This is a genomic window from Gilliamella sp. B3464, from assembly GCF_026536145.1.
Taxonomy (GTDB): domain Bacteria; phylum Pseudomonadota; class Gammaproteobacteria; order Enterobacterales; family Orbaceae; genus Gilliamella.
The window spans coordinates 68,587-86,146 of record NZ_JAFNOQ010000003.1; the positions used below are offsets into that span (position 1 = coordinate 68,587).

The window sequence follows — 17,560 nt, forward strand, 5'->3', positions numbered from 1 at the left end:
TTTAAAAAGGTTATTCACAAGGCTTTTTTGAGTGCTAATTAAAGGTCAATAAAACTTTGCAGCAATGTTTCTGATCTTTTTCAAACGTTTCAATTGCTTGAATTACTTGCGTATAATCAAATTGATGCGTGATTAACTTTTGCGGGTCGATTAATTTTTTCTTTAACCAATCAATAACAACTGGGAACTTATTGGCATTTAATCGGGACGAAAAAATAGATAATTCTTTACTTGTTATTCCTTGTTGAGTAATTTGACAAGGTTCGCTTGAAAAGCCCATGATGAGGATCCTTGCAGCAGGAGAGGCAATAGAAATTGCTTCAGGCAAGATCGAAGGATGACATGCAGCGTCAATTATAATTGTCGGTTTAATATCAAGTTTTTCTAACTCATTTTTTAGTGATAGATTAGTATTATTGATAACTTTATCCGCACCACTTGTTTGTGCCATGGCTAGACGTTCATCTATCCGATCAACAACAATAACTTGTTTAACTTTATAAACACCTTTGAGCGCTTGTACTGAAGTCAGCCCCATTGGACCCGCACCATAAATTAAGGCAACATCGTTTTCTGTTGGTTTTAAATGTCCTGTAGCATTCGCTGCAATAGTGAATGGTTCAATCATCACAGCAAATTCATTACTAATATCATCAGGAATTCGGTAGGCATTTTTACTTGGTACTGTTGTATATTGACTAAATCCACCATCACGATGAACACCCAAAACAGTTAAAGATGAACAAACATTCGGGCGACCAACAGAACAAGGATAACAACAGCCACAACTAATGACAGGATCAACAGAAACTCGTTCACCAATTCTTGATCGATCTACGCCTTCACCCACTTCATCAATGACGCCAAAAAACTCATGTCCAATAACTCTAGGATATTTCGCAAAAGGATTATGTCCTCGGTAAATATGACTATCTGAACCGCATATTCCAGCTAGTTTTACTTTAACTCTTACCTCACCTTTGGCTGGTTGAGGAACTTCACGTTCCTCAATAACGAGTTCATTAGGCTGTTTTATTACAATACTTTTCATATAAACTCCTTAACTTACCAATTCCACAATGTGCCATCTTCAAGACGAGCAATTGGCAAATAGGCTGGGTTGTATGGATATTTTTGCGCTAGTTTTTCATCAAAATCGATACCTAAACCTGGTTTGTTACTTGGGTGCATATAACCATCAGTAAAGGTCCAGTTTGGCGAGAAGACTTCTAACATCTGCTCTGAGTAACCCATAAATTCTTGAACACCAAAGTTAGGTACCCACATATCAAAATGAAGTGCAGCGGCATGACAGATTGGTGATAAATCTGATGGACCATGTGAGCCAGTTCTAACTTGATAAAGCGACGCAAAATCAGCTATTCGACGCATATGAGTTATGCCGCCTGCATGGGTTATTGTGGTTCGGATGTAGTCAATAAGCTGTTCTTCAATTAACAGTTTACAGTCCCAAATACTGTTAAATACTTCACCTACAGCAATGGGGGTTACAGTGTGCTGACGAATTAAACGGAAACATTCTTGATTTTCGGCTGGTGTTGGGTCTTCCATCCAAAATAGGCGATAATCTTCAACACTTTTACCAAATCGAGCCGCTTCAATTGGTGTTAGACGATGGTGCATGTCATGCAATAAATGTTCGTTAAAACCAAATTTATTCCTTACTGCCTCGAATAATTTTGGTGTGAAATCAAGATATTTGTCGGTTGCCCAAAACTGTTCTTCTGGATAGTTACCTCGTGTTGCCGGTTCATAAGCTAAGTTTTTACCTTTACTTTGACCGTAGGTGGTTTTCATTCCCGGTATGCCACACTGCACTCGAATGGCCTTAAAGCCCATTTCTTTATGTTTAGCATAATCATCTAATGCTTCTTCAATATCTTTACCTGTAGTATGGCAATACACCATTACACCGGTGCGAGAAGCGCCACCTAATAATTGATAAAGGGGCATATTGGCAACTTTACCTTTGATATCCCATAATGCCATATCAATTGCTGATATCGCTGACATCGTCACAGGGCCTCGACGCCAATAGGCCCCTTTATAAAAATATTGAAAAATATCTTCTATTTGACTGGCATCTCGTCCAATTAATTGTGGGCAAAGATGATCTTTAAGATATGATGCGACGGAAAGCTCACGTCCATTGAGCGTCGCATCACCTACTCCATATACACCCTCATCTGTTGTAATTTTTAATGTGACAAAGTTTCTGCCAGGACTACAAACAAAAACGTCTGCTTTTACGATTTTCATTGAATACCTCATAATTAATTTGTGTAGCAACAAATTAATCGATTAAATACTACCATACAAGTAGAGTTGTATGTATTTGTGATTACTGTCACAAAAAGAGGTTCAATTTGGTAAAAATTCAAGAAAAGCTAACTGGTTGATATCAAAAAATAAGAGTGAAAATAAAACATCAATTGAAAAGAACATCTCTTTTTTTAAAAGTTGTTTGTATAATGAAGGCTCGCATGTGATTTTTGATTAACGCAAATTTGTAATAACGTTAATGACTGATAAAAAGTGGATACTATTTTGATTTTACTCATTGATAACTATGATTCTTTCACTTTTAATATTTACGACTACTTGTGCCGAGTGGGTGCTAATGTAAAAGTAATTAAAAACGATGAAATGTCGATTACTGAATTAAAACAACTCGATTTTACTAAAATCGTTATTTCACCAGGACCCGGAACGCCGAATCAGGCAGGCATATCACTTGAGGTTATTGCCGAATTTTCTAATACCTGTCCAATACTTGGAATTTGTCTTGGTCACCAAGCTATTGCCCAATACTATGGGTATCAAATTGGAAAAGCGCCACAACCAATGCATGGCAAAATTGATAAAATAGTTCATGATGGTCAAGGGTTATTTAAAGACATTAAAAACCCCTTATCAGTTGTTCGTTACCACTCCTTAATTGCCTATGATAATTTACCTTTAGATAAATCCCCTCTTATGATTACTGCGCGCAATAAACAAGGAATAATTATGGGATTACGTCATAAAATATTACCTATCGAATCCGTGCAATTCCATCCTGAAGCAATTAAAACTGAGTTTGGTTTACAAATCATTTATAATTTTGTACATAGGTAAATAATAACATGAGAATATATATCGACTTCGAAGGTCAGCATAAGTATTTTTGCAACCCAATCTCGATAATAAAGACTAATGATACCTCATTAGTCAATCAACATTTACAGGAGATCGAAGGATTTATCCAACAAGGCTATTATGCTGTTGGTTATTTAGCTTATGAAGCAGCGATGGGATTAAATCAATCAAATCAAACCAAAATTAATCGCCATAATAACCAAGATTTACCTTTACTGTTATTTGGTATTTTTGATCAGTATTCCAGTGTTGAGTCTTTACCATATCATGATTACACCCCACAATCACTTGAATTGATGAGTGACACTACAATTAATGAATATCAACAAAAGATCAATTATATCCGTGAACAAATTGAATTGGGCAATACCTATCAAACTAACTATACGATTGCATTTAAAGCACCTTTTACACAATCACCCCTTGATTACTATCATTTTTTACAAAAAAATAATTTTGCCAATTATTGTGCATATTTAGAATTTGATGATTATCACATTTTATCGATATCACCCGAGCTATTTTTTAAAATAGAAAACAGATTAATAACCACAAAACCGATGAAAGGGACAACGAAACGAGGGATAAATCAGCAACAAGATGCCCAACAATTATCGCAATTAATGTCAGAAAAAAATCTCGCTGAAAATATGATGATAGTCGATCTGCTGCGCAATGATTTAAGTCAAATATCAGAGCCAGGATCTGTCACTGTTCCTCAATTATTTACTGCAGAAAAATATCCAACTGTTTGGCAATTAACTTCAACAATTCAGGGAAGATTAAAAGAAAATATTCGGTTATATCAGATTTTTCAAGCTATCTTTCCTTGTGGTTCAATCACTGGTGCACCAAAAACAAGTACTATGCAAATTATTGCCAATATTGAAAATTCACCACGTGGGGTTTACTGTGGCACAATCGGCTATATTAATCCATATATGCAGCAAGCAACATTTAATATACCAATACGAACATTAACTATTCATAATCAACAAATGAGTTATGGCGTTGGAGGGGGAATTACATGGGATTCAACCGCAGAAGATGAGTACGACGAAATCCTCGCTAAAACAGCTATATTAACCCGTAAATCATCAATTCCTAATGCGATTATTGAATCTTTGTTACTTGAAGAAGGCCAATTTTTTTTATTAGAAGAGCATTTAGCTAGGCTTGCTGACTCTGCTAATTATTTTGATGTTCAGTGTGATACAAAATCAATAAAATTTCAGCTCGTTGAGTTAGCAAATCGGTATCGCAAAGGTAACTATAAAGTCAGGTTGTTATTGAAAATTGAGGACGGTAGTTATCACTTAGATATTGATAAAATTGATTGTGGTATGTTGTTAAATAAAATAACGTTGGCGCCAAATTGTGTCAATAGTAATAATGTTTATCTGTACCACAAAACAACGAACCGGCAACATTTTGTGCATATTACCAAAGGACATGAGTATATCAATTTCAATGAAAAAGGCGAAATTACCGAATTCGTTAATGGCAATATTGCCTTATTTATCAATCAACAGTGGGTTACCCCTGTTGTCAGTTCGGGGTTATTGCCCGGAACGATGCGACAATATTATATAAACAATCACCATTTGGTAGAACAAGTCATCACTAAAGCCGACCTATTAAAAGCACAAAAAATTGTTTTTATAAATAGTGTGCGTAAATGGGTGGAAATAGATAATAAAGTATTTAATCAATTCAAACACGATTTAACTTAAATAACGATTCATATTCCGTCATATTACTGACGGAATATGAATTTTTAAATTAACGCGTGATTGAATTAGCAAAATCTTGTTCTTCTTCTTGCCAACCTTTAGATAACGCTTTAACCAATGCATCATAACCATTGGTCATAAGAGCAACATGGCGTTCAAAGGGTTTTGTCTCAATGTTATTATGACTATCTGTTATAACCCATCTTCCTTTGATAAGGGCATCGCCTGAATAACTACCATGAAAACCGTCAATAAAGAGTTTTACCGTTAAAGTTGGTGTTGACAGTGATTTACTGGAAACTAAATAATCAGGAAGAAAAACACTTAAGTCTTGAACGACGCGATCTTGAAGTTGTTGCGATAACGTTGATGCCCAAAGATGGTTTGATGCAGTTACATATTTAATATCGTCTGTTTGCAAAACAATTCCAGGCTTATTTAAAAAATTTGCCACATCTACCGTTTCAATCCAAATAAAATGCTGAGTTTTTTTCATTGTGTGTGACGTTTGCTCAGGTAAATCACTCGCTAATTGAAAATAGCTTTTGCTTGGCGCATTAGAAGAACATCCCACTAATAAACTCAGTGATATTGCAACAACAATTGAGATTAGGTGTCGTATTATTTTAACCATCATTTTTTACCTTTAGCTTTAGGTTCTTGATCTTTCTTATTCGGTGCAGAAAAAATCAATGCATTACTTTTATCATTGAGGGTATTAAGTAATGGCGTTAATTCATCCATCATTTGTTGCACTTTTTGTAGACTTTCTTTCATTTGATTATTTAAATCAGAACCTGGTTGTAATCCTTTCATGGTCTCATTTAATGAACGCATTGCCTTTTGAAGATCTTTTGGCATATTTTGCATTTCTTTGCTTGCCATAATTTGATTTATCGAGTTCATTAACCGCTCGCTTGAAGCAAGTGATTTATTAAATTGAGACATCGTGTTATTAAGTGGTAAATTATTAAAATTATCAAGTAATTGTATAATTTTAGCTTGTATTTGAGCAATGCCTGTTGATGTGGTGTCAATCGTATCGTAACCAAATTGTTTTGACTTTTTAACATCATACTTATTTTTTAAATCAGAATAGAAATCCAGATCGATATAAAGTGCACCAGTAAACATATTTGATGTTTTCAAAGATGCCCTTAAGCCATTTTTTTGCTCATCCATAATAAGTGTAGCAATATCTATCTTCTGATCTACAAGTTCCGACAAGCGATCTGGTTCAATCCTTATCAGAACAGGAACTTTTTGATTAAGAATTGAAGATTGTTCTAACATTTCTGGGGTATAAAATGGAACCTTCGAAACTGTTCCTAATCGAATACCATGATATTCGACCGGTGCGCCTTCAGAAAGCCCTGATATTGAATCAGAGAGCATAATAAGAAATTCTTTATATTCAGTATACTGTGAATCTTGAATGGATTTTTTATTTTCATATAACTTATATACAGAATATTGCTCAGCAGGTGCGCCTAATTTTGATCCATCCGGTAGATCAAAACTGATGCCGCCAGACAATAAAACATCCAATGAAGGCACATTTAAACTCGCACCCATTGATGATAACGTTAAATTAATACCACCTTCTTTCCAAAAACGTACATTTTGGGTCACTAATGCATCATAAGGTTGAGTGATAAAAATTTGATATTTCATTTTTCGTGAATTAACATCAAACTGTGATGTTTCAACATTCCCAACACGATAACCATGAAACATAACCGAAGCACCACGAGGAACAACACCATTTTGATCGCTTTCTAAATTCAACCGTATACCTTTGATACTAGGATCAGATAACGGTGGTGTATCTGATAAAATAAAAGGATTATTTTTAAAGCTATGTGTATCATTACCTGATGCTAACTCAATATATACACCTGACAAGATAGTGTTCAAACCGGTAACACCATCTCGACCTATCTCGGGTTTCACAACCCAAAATATTGAATCATTTTTAAGTAATGGTTTCATATCGTTATAGATTCGACCTTTAACCACCACTTGGTTGTAATCATCCGATAGGGTTACTTCATCAACAATACCCACATCGACACTGCGATTTTTGATTACCGTTTTACCTGCAACAATACCACTTGCATCTTTAGCAAGTAAGGTAAATGGGGTGCCACGGTCAGCATAATGAGAATAAATAATCCAAAGCCCAACAACAGCAGTGACAATTGGTATTATCCATATTGCTGAAATAGCTCTGATTTTAATTATTTTTGCTAATTTACTTGTTGTTACCATATTGTTCCTATTATTCTATTTTTTTATTCGATGTACGATCCCAAATTAATCGAGGATCAAAATTTTGTGATGCAATCATGGTAATAATCACCACTGTTGCAAAAAATATTACGCCTATATCGGGGTAAACACCCATCATTTGCTGATTTCTAACCAAAGAACAGACAACCGATACCACAAAAATATCAATCATTGACCATTTGCCAATAAATTCAACAGCTGTATATAGTTTCTTCATTTTTAGACAATTATGTCTATGTTTTTTCTTGGCTGCTAAAGCAAAATAACAAAGCCAGCTAAGCGAAATAATTTTCAAAATCGGAATAACTACACTGGCGATAAAAATGACTAATGCAACCGGTATATCACCTGCTTGCCACATATAAATAACACCATCAAGAATGGTAGAACTTGATGGCGAACCAAAAACAACTGTTATCATAATTCCAAACAAATTAGCTGGAATATAGATAATTAACGATGTCACTAATAAAGCAATAGTCCATTGTATTTTATTTCTATTTCTTGTTTGGCTTTTTTGTTTACAACGAGGACATTTGACATAATGTTCAGGTAAAATCGCTTCACAATAATGACACAGTTTTAAATGCTGACAAATTCCTGTCTTACCTACTTTTAATTCATCACTCGCAAAATTATTGTTATGGATTTCGTTCCAAATCGTTTCTGGTGAAAAAATCACATCAGCTTTTATATAAAAAAATACAAACAAACAAAAGGCCCAAAAAGTTTCAGTTACACCAATGCTACCGTAACTCATTAACTTAACAAAACTCACCAAAATACCGGTTAAAAATATTTCAGGCATACACCAATGTTGTAATTTTTCATAAGCAATTAATAGATCTCTTTTTCGATATTTTGACAATGGCAATTTAGAACAAAGGACAGTGATAATAGCAAGATTAAAAATAGGAAAAGCTAGAACAAATACAATAAATAACGCAGATAGATAACTGTACCTGTCAAAGAACATAATACTAGGAATATCTAAAATACTCACACCATTAAAATTGCCTACTAAGCGTATATCAATAAAAACAAATCTGCAAGCAATAACAATCATAATCAAAGAACAAACTGCATACATCGTTGCTCTAAATTTCATATTAATATTTTTTTTTATCAACGTTGTGTTGCAGCGAGGACATACGGCTTTGTGTCCTGATGTGACTGGTGAAAGTTCAGTGAGTAAATCACAATTTGAACATAATACGTAATGAGGTTGAGCGATGGTCATTATTTTCCTTAATTACAATAAATAATAGCCTTAATTGATAACGTTTTTTCTAGTTAACATTATATTTCATTAAAAAATTGATTCATTAATTCGAAAACAACTATTGGGAATAATTACTTCAACACACTACATATAATGGTTAAGATGTTTCGCTGCTAATCATAACAAATGGTTTTTTTTTATGAAAGTATTACCTAAGCAAATTGCTACAATTTGATGATAAAATTAAATCTATCCTAACAATAAAACTCTAGTTAACTGTATAAAATTTTAAAAGCCATATTTGATAAAAGTTGAGATACAAGCATCTTTAAACCCAAACTTTACTCTATTATTTCATTATCAATAAGTAAAATATTATCAATTAGTTGCTACTATTAATTAAATGCTTATTAAACATAAAAAAAACTTGATACTGTATAACAATACAGTATAATGTACATCAATATCCTTACTAATCGGAATTTTATAATATGAACGAAAACAAACAACGTGCACTTTCAGCAGCATTAAGTCAAATAGAAAAACAATTTGGTAAAGGTTCAATTATGCGTTTAGGGGATACCCAAACGTTAGATGTTGACGCGGTTTCAACTGGTTCATTAGGGCTTGATATCGCATTAGGAATTGGCGGGCTACCAATGGGTAGAATTGTCGAAATCTTTGGACCAGAATCATCAGGAAAAACTACATTAACTTTATCTGTTATTGCGCAAGCACAAAAAGAAGGGAAAACGTGTGCTTTCATCGATGCTGAGCATGCTTTAGATCCAATTTATGCAGCAAAATTAGGTGTGCAAGTTGATGATTTATTAGTTTCACAACCCGATACCGGCGAACAAGCGCTTGAAATTTGTGATGCATTAGTACGATCTGGTGCTGTAGATGTCATTATCGTCGACTCTGTTGCTGCTCTAACACCAAAAGCAGAGATCGAAGGTGAAATGGGCGACTCTCATATGGGATTACAAGCCCGCTTAATGTCACAAGCATTACGTAAATTAACTGCTAACATTAAAAATGCTAATTGCTTAGTCGTATTTATTAACCAAATTCGTATGAAAATTGGTGTTATGTTTGGTAATCCAGAAACAACAACCGGTGGTAATGCCCTAAAATTCTATGCCTCTGTGCGTTTAGATATCCGTCGCACTGGTGCTGTTAAAGAAGGCGAAGATGTGATTGGTAGTGATACCCGTGTAAAAGTGGTCAAAAACAAAGTGGCGGCGCCATTTAGACAAGCTGAATTCCAAATTCTTTATGGATGTGGTATTTCTAAAGAAGGTGAATTAATTGATTTAGGTGTAAAACATAAGCTTGTTGATAAAGCTGGTGCTTGGTACAGCTATAACGGTGAAAAAGTTGGTCAAGGAAAAGCTAACTCTATCAAGTTTTTACAAGAGCATCCCGAAATCGCCCAAGAACTTGAAACCAAATTACGAGATTTATTACTAAATAGCCCTGCTGTTTTCTCTGCTGATGAGGACGAAGTTTTATCAGAAGAAGATAACAACTTTTAGTTATGAATAAAAAAATCAATAAGTCAATTTTAAATAAAGCTGTGCAATTACTTGCACAGCGCGATCATTCATCTTATGAATTACACAACAAAATAGTGCAATTCTTTGCTAAAAAGATACAATGCTCAGAAGATGAATATCATGAACAGTTAAATAAATTAAAAATAGAAACCTCTGAGGTTATTCAATATTGTATCGATCACAATTGGATGAATGATAGACAATATATCGAAAAATATATTGCTATGCGTGCATGTAAAGGTTATGGTCAATATAAAATTGCATTAGAATTAAAACAGCGTGGCCTAGACGTCGATTTGAGCCGTGAACTATTACAAATAACAGATATTAATTGGAGTGAAATTGCTCATCAACAATTATTGAAAAAGTTTAAACACATTGATATTAAAGAAGATTATCGCCAAAAACAGAAAGTAATTCAATTTTTAACTGCTAGAGGCTATAGCCAAGATAATATTAAAACCGCATGTAATTTATTGACTTAAGTTTGTATAATACCTAGAATATAATACAGTTAAGTTAAACACAGCCCATTACAAAGAAAGCTCACTATATCATTTTTATTTTTCCTTATATTTACTTGTTATATTAGTTAGATTCACCGCAGTATAAAGAATATTTACTTTTCAACTTTAGTTGTAACGGGTATATTACTATGTTTAAAAATCTATCGTTTAATATGGAAGCCTAAATGAAAAGCACTGCAGAAATTCGTCAAAATTTTCTTGACTTTTTCCATAGCAAAGGACACGAAATTGTCGCAAGTAGTTCCCTTGTTCCACATAATGATCCAACTCTTTTGTTTACTAATGCAGGAATGAATCAATTTAAAGATGTATTTCTTGGAATAGATAAGCGTTCCTACACGCGAGCAACTACAGCACAGCGGTGTGTACGAGCTGGCGGAAAACATAATGACCTTGATAATGTAGGTTATACTGCACGACATCATACATTTTTCGAAATGTTAGGTAATTTTAGTTTTGGTGATTATTTCAAACATGATGCGATTCATTTTGCTTGGGAGTTATTAACCAGTAAAGAATGGTTTAATCTTCCTAAAGAAAAATTAACTGTCACTGTTTATGAAACTGATGATGAAGCCTACTCTATTTGGCAAAACGAAATTGGTATACCTAAAGAACGTATTATCCGCATAGGTGATAACAAGGGCGCACCTTATGCTTCAGATAATTTTTGGCAAATGGGTGATACAGGGCCCTGTGGACCTTGTACCGAAATATTTTACGATCATGGCGATCATATTTGGGGAGGACCTCCAGGTAGTGCTGAAGAAGATGGTGACCGATTTATTGAAATCTGGAACATTGTATTTATGCAATTTAATCGCCATCCTGATGGGACTATGGAACCTTTACCTAAACCGTCTGTCGATACCGGTATGGGATTAGAACGAATTGCAGCAGTTTTGCAACATGTTAACTCTAACTATGAAATTGATTTGTTCAAAAAACTCATTAAAGATACGGCTCAAATCATTCAAACTAAAGACTTAGAAAGTAAATCACTACGTGTTATAGCGGACCATATCCGTTCTTGTGCTTTTCTAATTTCAGATGGCGTAATGCCTTCTAATGAAGGTCGAGGCTATGTATTGCGTCGTATTATTCGACGAGCAGTACGACATGGTCATATGCTTGGTGCAAAAGATATTTTCTTTTATAAACTAGTTAAACCATTAATTGAGGTGATGGGCAGCGCTGCAACAGAATTAGCGCATAACCAAAAAATGGTTGAAAATACCCTTAAAACCGAAGAAGAACAATTTCTAAAAACTCTTGAACGTGGATTATTTTTACTCGATCAAGAATTAGGTAAAATAACTGGTTCTGTGTTGCCGGGTGAGATTGCCTTTAAACTTTATGATACATATGGCTTTCCATTGGATTTAACAGCCGATGTATGTCGAGAAAAAAACATCACAATTGATGAAGATGGATTTAATAAATGTATGGAAGAGCAACGTAAGCGAGCTCGTGAATCTAGTGCATTTAGTGTCGATTACAGTAATGTTATTAAGCTTGATGATAAAACCGAATTTTTAGGTTATCAGGAAACTGAAGCTTCAGGTAAAGTGATTGCCATTTTCCAAGGTGGCCACAAAGTCGAAAGTATTAATGAAGGTGATGAAGCCATCATTGTTCTAGACAAAACACCTTTTTATGGCGAGTCAGGTGGACAAATTGGCGATAAAGGCGTGTTAACTGCTGCAAATGTTGAATTTAAAGTTATCGATTGCCAAAAATATGGTAAAAGTATTGGACATATAGGCAATATTACTAAAGGATCATTAAAAGTTGGTGATACAGTAACAGCAGCTATTGATGTTGAACTTAGGGAACGTATTCGTCGTAACCACTCAGCCACACATTTATTACAAGCGGCATTACAACAAATATTAGGTAAGCATGTTCATCAAAAAGGTTCCTTGGTTAATGATAGTTACTTACGTTTTGACTTTTCGCACAATCAAGCAATTACAACAGAGCAACTGATTGAAATCGAAAATCTGGTCAACCAACAGATACGTCGCAACTTACCTGTTGAGATAGAATTAATGCCAATTGATCAAGCAAAAAGCAAAGGCGCAATGGCATTATTCGGCGAAAAGTACGAAGAAATTGTACGCGTATTAACGATGGGTGATTTTTCAATCGAACTTTGTGGTGGTACTCACGTTAGTAGAACCGGTGATATAGGTTTATTTAAAATCACTTCTGAGTCGAGCATCGCTTCTGGTGTAAGAAGAATTGAGGCAACATCTGGGCAAAATGCGATGGAATACATCCATTATGAAGCTAATTTGTTAAATCAAATTGGATCACTGATAAAAAGTGACAAATCGACAATTTTAACACGAGTTGAACAATTAATTGATCAAACTAAAGTGTTAGAAAAAACTATTGAGCAATTGAAGGCTGAAAAAGCTAGCCAAGAAAGCCAACAATTGTTAAATCAATGTGAAAAAATCAATAATAAGAACTTACTAATTGCTAAACTTGATAACGTCGAAGCTAAGCTATTACGCACAATGATTGATGATCTTAAAAATCAATTAAAAACAGGTGTCATAGTTTTAGCTGCTGTCAATGATGGCAAAATCAATTTAGCAGCTGGTGTAACTAATGACTTATTAGGCATTGTTAAAGCTGGCGAATTAGTTTCTCAATTAGCATTAAAAGTAGGTGGTAAGGGCGGTGGGCGGCCTGATTTCGCTCAAGCAGGTGGAATGGATCTTTCGGCGTTACCAGAAGCTTTATCTTCTGTAAAAAAGGAAATCAGTAATAAATTACAAGCAAGTTAGCCAGATATACTCAAGTGAATATTAATTAAACATTAGAGTGTATTCTGTAAAATTCCGTCTTTCTGTCTCACCGATGGAAGGCTGACGAAGCTATATCTTAAAATTGTTTGGATATATACTTAACTGATATTAGGAGATCTAATGTTAATTTTAACTAGGAGAGTAGGTGAAACATTAATTATTGGTGACGATGTAGTCATTACTATTTTAGGCGTCAAAGGTAACCAAGTCAGAATTGGTATCAATGCCCCTAAAGAAGTTTCTATCCATAGAGAAGAAATATATAACAGAATCCATCATTCGCAAGACAAAATTGATGAGATATCTGAGCCCAAAGAGTAATATTGGGCAGGAAATAAACAACTAGTGCGCGCAAACGAAAAAATGTTTGACTTATTTTTTCTAGAACGTAATATGTGCGCCACACATTGTGATTTTGTTGTTGAAACCAAATCACAGTTGTTTTGGTGAGATGGCCGAGAGGCTGAAGGCGCTCCCCTGCTAAGGGAGTATGCGGTCAAAAGCTGCATCGAGGGTTCGAATCCCTCTCTCACCGCCATTTTTAAAAAATTTAAAATATGCATCCGTAGCTCAGCTGGATAGAGTACCCGGCTACGAACCGGGCGGTCAGGGGTTCGAATCCCTTCGGATGCACCATTTTAAAAAATTCTAAAACGCATCCGTAGCTCAGCTGGATAGAGTACCCGGCTACGAACCGGGCGGTCAGGGGTTCGAATCCCTTCGGATGCACCATTTTTTTACGAACTTACACGCATCCGTAGCTCAGCTGGATAGAGCACTCGGCTTCGAACCGAGCGGTCAGGGGTTCGAATCCCTTCGGGTGCGCCATTTCGGTTGAATCCCGGCATAATTCTAGTATACTAAGCTCACAAACTTTATATCTTTTATCAATCTACTTTTTTATTTATATATGTTGTTAGCTAGACTAAAATAACGGTTCAAGTAGATAGATAGCTTTAATAAATAATAATGGACTTTTTTTATGTTGGATCCAAACTTACTTCGAAATGAATTAGATCTTGTTGCCCAAAAATTATCTCGACGCGGATTTAAATTAGACGTTGAAACACTAAGTCAACTAGAAGAAAAACGAAAAGTTTTACAAGTTGAAACTGAAAATTTACAGGCTGAACGTAATGCCCGCTCTAAAGCTATTGGTGAAGCAAAAGCTCGAGGTGAAGATATCACGGCTGTACGTGAAGAAGTCAATAAACTTGGTGAAAAGCTCAATACCGCAAAAGCAGAGCTTGAAATCTTACTTAACCAAATCAAAGATATTGCATCAAATATTCCGAATATTCCTGATGATTCCGTTCCTGATGGCAAAGATGAGAATGACAATGTCGAAGTATCTCGTTTTGGTACACCAAGAACATTTGATTTTCCTGTGCTTGATCATGTTGCATTAGGTGAACGTTTTGGTGGGCTTGATTTTGCTGCTGGTGTAAAACTTACCGGTGCACGTTTTGTTGTTATGAAATCACAAATTGCACGTCTACATCGAGCAATAACGCAATTTATGCTAGATCTTCATACTGAGCAACATGGTTATGAAGAAATCTATGTGCCTTACCTCGTCAATAAAGCAACGCTATTTGGTACCGGACAATTACCAAAATTTGCAGGTGACCTATTTCACACTAAACCACTTGATGAAGAGGCCGAAAGCAGTAATTATGCATTAATCCCGACAGCAGAAGTACCCGTTACCAATTTAGTGCGAGATGAAATTCTAGATGAAAGTGTATTACCATTAAAAATGACGGCTCATACGCCTTGTTTCCGCTCTGAAGCGGGTTCTTATGGTAAAGATACCCGTGGCTTAATTCGAATGCATCAGTTTGATAAAGTGGAGCTTGTTCAGATTGTCAAACCTGAAGAGTCCATGAAAGCATTAGAAGAGCTAACTGGGCATGCTGAAAAGGTATTACAGCTACTTGAGCTGCCTTATCGAAAAATCGTATTATGTACCGGTGATATGGGCTTTGGCTCATGTAAAACCTACGATCTTGAAGTATGGGTGCCAGCTCAAAATACTTATCGCGAAATTTCGTCTTGTTCAAATATGTGGGATTTCCAAGCTCGTCGAATGCAAGCACGTTATCGCAATAAAGCAGATAATAAAACTTACCTAGTTCATACCTTAAATGGTTCTGGATTAGCGGTAGGACGAACTCTTGTTGCGATTATGGAAAACTATCAACAGGCTGATGGATCTATCAAAGTACCATCAGTGTTAGTACCCTATATGAATGGCGTAGAAGTGATTGGTTAAAGATAAATCAATTTAGCTTAAGATAGCGCTACTAATAGCGCTATTTTTTTATTAATTTAGGTGAAAAAATGATAAAAGGTGTTGTCCTTTCAATACTTGCATCATGTCTTTTTGGATTACTTTATTATTATCCAGTATTACTACAGCCCCTTTCGGTTGTCGATATTTTTTGCTGGCGATTATTAACGTCTTTTCCAGCAATTATTATTCTTATCTGTTTTGAAAAACAATGGTCAGCTATTGCTGATCTATTTTTGCGAATAAAACAACGACCAGTATTACTTTTAGGATTGATAGCATCCTCATTACTTCTGACCATCCAAATGCTTATTTTTATTTGGGCACCGCTTAATGGCCATGGTTTATCTGCATCTTTGGGATATTTTTTATTACCCTTAGCGATGGTTATTTTTGGCAAAGTTTTCTATGGAGAAACATTAACATTTTTTCAAAAAATTGCTGTCACGTTTGCCGCTATTGGTGTCTGTTTAGAAATTTACACAACAAGCGCTTTTTCATGGGAAACAGCCGTGATAGCACTTGGTTATCCAATTTACTTTATGACAAGAAGAAAACTAAAAATAGAAGGCATATCAGGGACCTTTTCAGATTTTTTCTTCATTTTTTTAGGTTGTCTTAGTTATTTTATTTTCAATTATAACGTACAACAAATTATTCATGATTTAACCCATTTTCATATCTTTATCCCTATGCTGGGGATAATTACCGCTATTGCCTTTGCTATGTATTTTGTTGCCAGAAGGTTACTACCTATGGGCTTATTTGGATTGCTCGGCTATGTAGAGCCGGTTTTACTAACTTGTGTTTCTTTATTATTCTTACACGAATCTATCTCATCACAGCATATTATTTCATATGGATTTATTTGGTTATCTGTTTGTGTATTAGCGTTGGAGGGAAGTATATTTGTACTAAGAGCGATAAAGCGAAAAAGAATTCGTTAATTAAACAGCCACAAATTTTGTAGCTGTTTAATTTAAGGATGATGTTACTTACTAAATGTCACGGGTTGACCATAGCTTTCTATAATAGATTGAATCCTATCAAGTGTTTCCCTTGGTGGGGCTTCAACGCCTTCCAATTGATACTTATCACCAAACGTTTCCCATTTGTAAGCACCAAGTTTATGATAAGGTAATAACTCTACTCGTTCGATATTACTCATGCCTTGAATAAATTTACCTAACAAATGTGCTGAGTCATCATCATCTGTCCAACCTGGAACAACAACATATCGAATCCAAGTTTTTTTATTAATTTTTTGTAAGTATTTGGCGAACTCTAATACACGTTTATTTGATACACCAACTAACTTTTGATGTATCTCATCATTCAACTGTTTCAAATCAAGCATAACCAGATCAGTCACGTCCATTAACTCTTCTAGAGTATGATCGATCTGTCTAGCATAACCATTGGTATCTAAACAAGTATTAATGCCCTCTTTATGGCAAGCTTTAAACCACTCAGTAATAAATTCAGACTGTAATGTCGCCTCTCCACCTGATGCGGTAACCCCACCACCATTAGGCATAATAAAGCTTTTATAAGAAACTATCTCTTTCATTAACTCATCAACTGTCACTTCCTTGCCCGCTTTTAAATCCCAAGTATCGCGGTTATGACAGTATAAGCAACGCATTAAACAACCTTGAAAAAAAACAATGAAGCGAATTCCCGGTCCATCAACTGTACCAAAAGATTCAAAAGAATGGATACGACCTTTAATCGGTTGTTTTGTTGTCATAATAATATCTTGTTCCATAAATGTTCTCTAATAATTACTCACATTGCTTTTATATTTATTTAAGTATTTTAACTCATATAATGTTATTTTTTACCAATTACATTAATTGAATATACTCTTATTTGTTGCAATTATACAAAATAAATACTAACAAGTATTAAATTTATCCTATCTATTAGCAACATTTCTATAAGTGGATAACCAAT

14 protein-coding genes and 4 tRNA genes are annotated in these 17,560 nt (G+C 34.9%); 12 read left to right on the top strand and 6 right to left on the bottom strand.

The window, feature by feature from the left end:
* Positions 1 to 34: 34 nt before the first annotated feature.
* Positions 35 to 1,051 carry a Zn-dependent oxidoreductase gene (locus J3U57_RS04295; RefSeq protein WP_267343936.1) on the bottom strand — a complete coding sequence of 339 codons (1,017 nt, stop codon included), beginning with the start codon at positions 1,049 to 1,051 and terminating at the stop codon, positions 35 to 37.
* Positions 1,052 to 1,065: 14 nt separating this feature from the next.
* Positions 1,066 to 2,280, bottom strand: coding sequence for a D-mannonate dehydratase ManD (gene manD / locus J3U57_RS04300; RefSeq protein ID WP_267343937.1), 1,215 nt, complete (start codon positions 2,278 to 2,280; stop codon positions 1,066 to 1,068).
* 288 nt (positions 2,281 to 2,568) lie between these two features.
* Between manD and J3U57_RS04305 the strand changes: the two genes are divergently transcribed.
* Together J3U57_RS04305 and pabB are read left to right on the top strand one after the other, a co-directional pair.
* Positions 2,569 to 3,138, top strand: coding sequence for an anthranilate synthase component II (locus tag J3U57_RS04305; protein WP_267333515.1), 570 nt, complete (start codon positions 2,569 to 2,571; stop codon positions 3,136 to 3,138).
* A gap of 8 nt (positions 3,139 to 3,146) precedes the next feature.
* Positions 3,147 to 4,892 (top strand): aminodeoxychorismate synthase component I, encoded by a 1,746-nt coding sequence (gene pabB, locus J3U57_RS04310; protein WP_267343938.1) that lies wholly within the window; start codon positions 3,147 to 3,149, stop codon positions 4,890 to 4,892.
* A gap of 49 nt (positions 4,893 to 4,941) precedes the next feature.
* Here the strand turns inward: pabB and J3U57_RS04315 are convergent, their stop codons facing one another.
* The 3 genes from J3U57_RS04315 to J3U57_RS04325 are packed head-to-tail and all read right to left on the bottom strand — an operon-like array spanning position 4,942 to position 8,424.
* Positions 4,942 to 5,526, bottom strand: coding sequence for an ABC-type transport auxiliary lipoprotein family protein (locus J3U57_RS04315; RefSeq protein WP_267343939.1), 585 nt, complete (start codon positions 5,524 to 5,526; stop codon positions 4,942 to 4,944).
* Entirely contained in the window at positions 5,526 to 7,163 is a 1,638-nt protein-coding gene (gene pqiB / locus J3U57_RS04320) for an intermembrane transport protein PqiB (RefSeq protein WP_267333518.1), read from the bottom strand. Before pqiB ends, J3U57_RS04315 begins: the two co-directional genes overlap by 1 nt.
* A 10-nt stretch (positions 7,164 to 7,173) precedes the next feature.
* Positions 7,174 to 8,424, bottom strand: a complete 1,251-nt coding sequence (locus J3U57_RS04325) for a PqiA/YebS family transporter subunit (protein ID WP_267343940.1) — start codon at positions 8,422 to 8,424, stop codon at positions 7,174 to 7,176.
* Positions 8,425 to 8,897: 473 nt separating this feature from the next.
* Here J3U57_RS04325 and recA point away from each other — a divergent pair, with 473 nt between their 5' ends.
* The 10 genes from recA to rarD all read left to right on the top strand — a co-directional run bounded on the left by recA (position 8,898) and on the right by rarD (position 16,551).
* Positions 8,898 to 9,944 carry a recombinase RecA gene (recA, locus tag J3U57_RS04330; RefSeq protein WP_267333520.1) on the top strand — a complete coding sequence of 349 codons (1,047 nt, stop codon included), beginning with the start codon at positions 8,898 to 8,900 and terminating at the stop codon, positions 9,942 to 9,944.
* Between the two features lie 2 nt (positions 9,945 to 9,946).
* A complete protein-coding gene (locus J3U57_RS04335) occupies positions 9,947 to 10,450 on the top strand; it encodes a regulatory protein RecX (RefSeq protein WP_267343941.1) in 504 nt (167 codons plus the stop codon).
* 206 nt (positions 10,451 to 10,656) lie between these two features.
* Positions 10,657 to 13,290 (top strand): alanine--tRNA ligase, encoded by a 2,634-nt coding sequence (alaS, locus tag J3U57_RS04340; protein WP_267343942.1) that lies wholly within the window; start codon positions 10,657 to 10,659, stop codon positions 13,288 to 13,290.
* A 141-nt stretch (positions 13,291 to 13,431) separates the two neighbouring features.
* Entirely contained in the window at positions 13,432 to 13,632 is a 201-nt protein-coding gene (gene csrA / locus J3U57_RS04345; RefSeq protein WP_065633847.1) for a carbon storage regulator CsrA, read from the top strand.
* A gap of 124 nt (positions 13,633 to 13,756) precedes the next feature.
* A tRNA-Ser gene (locus J3U57_RS04350) sits at positions 13,757 to 13,849 on the top strand.
* Positions 13,850 to 13,870: 21 nt separating this feature from the next.
* Positions 13,871 to 13,947: transfer RNA gene (locus J3U57_RS04355), tRNA-Arg, on the top strand.
* 19 nt (positions 13,948 to 13,966) lie between these two features.
* A tRNA-Arg gene (locus J3U57_RS04360) sits at positions 13,967 to 14,043 on the top strand.
* A gap of 19 nt (positions 14,044 to 14,062) precedes the next feature.
* Positions 14,063 to 14,139: transfer RNA gene (locus tag J3U57_RS04365), tRNA-Arg, on the top strand.
* A 154-nt stretch (positions 14,140 to 14,293) separates the two neighbouring features.
* On the top strand, positions 14,294 to 15,586 hold the full coding sequence (gene serS, locus J3U57_RS04370; RefSeq protein ID WP_267333523.1) for a serine--tRNA ligase: 1,293 nt from the start codon (positions 14,294 to 14,296) through the stop codon (positions 15,584 to 15,586).
* Positions 15,587 to 15,654: 68 nt separating this feature from the next.
* Complete coding sequence (gene rarD, locus J3U57_RS04375; RefSeq protein ID WP_267333524.1) at positions 15,655 to 16,551, top strand: EamA family transporter RarD; 897 nt, start codon at positions 15,655 to 15,657, stop codon at positions 16,549 to 16,551.
* 44 nt (positions 16,552 to 16,595) lie between these two features.
* On the opposite strand, the gene pflA is transcribed toward rarD, so the two are convergent.
* The gene (pflA, locus tag J3U57_RS04380; RefSeq protein ID WP_267333525.1) at positions 16,596 to 17,372 is read right to left on the bottom strand and encodes a pyruvate formate lyase 1-activating protein; all 777 of its coding nucleotides are present in this window, start codon (positions 17,370 to 17,372) and stop codon (positions 16,596 to 16,598) included.
* Between the last annotated feature and the right edge of the window lie 188 nt (positions 17,373 to 17,560).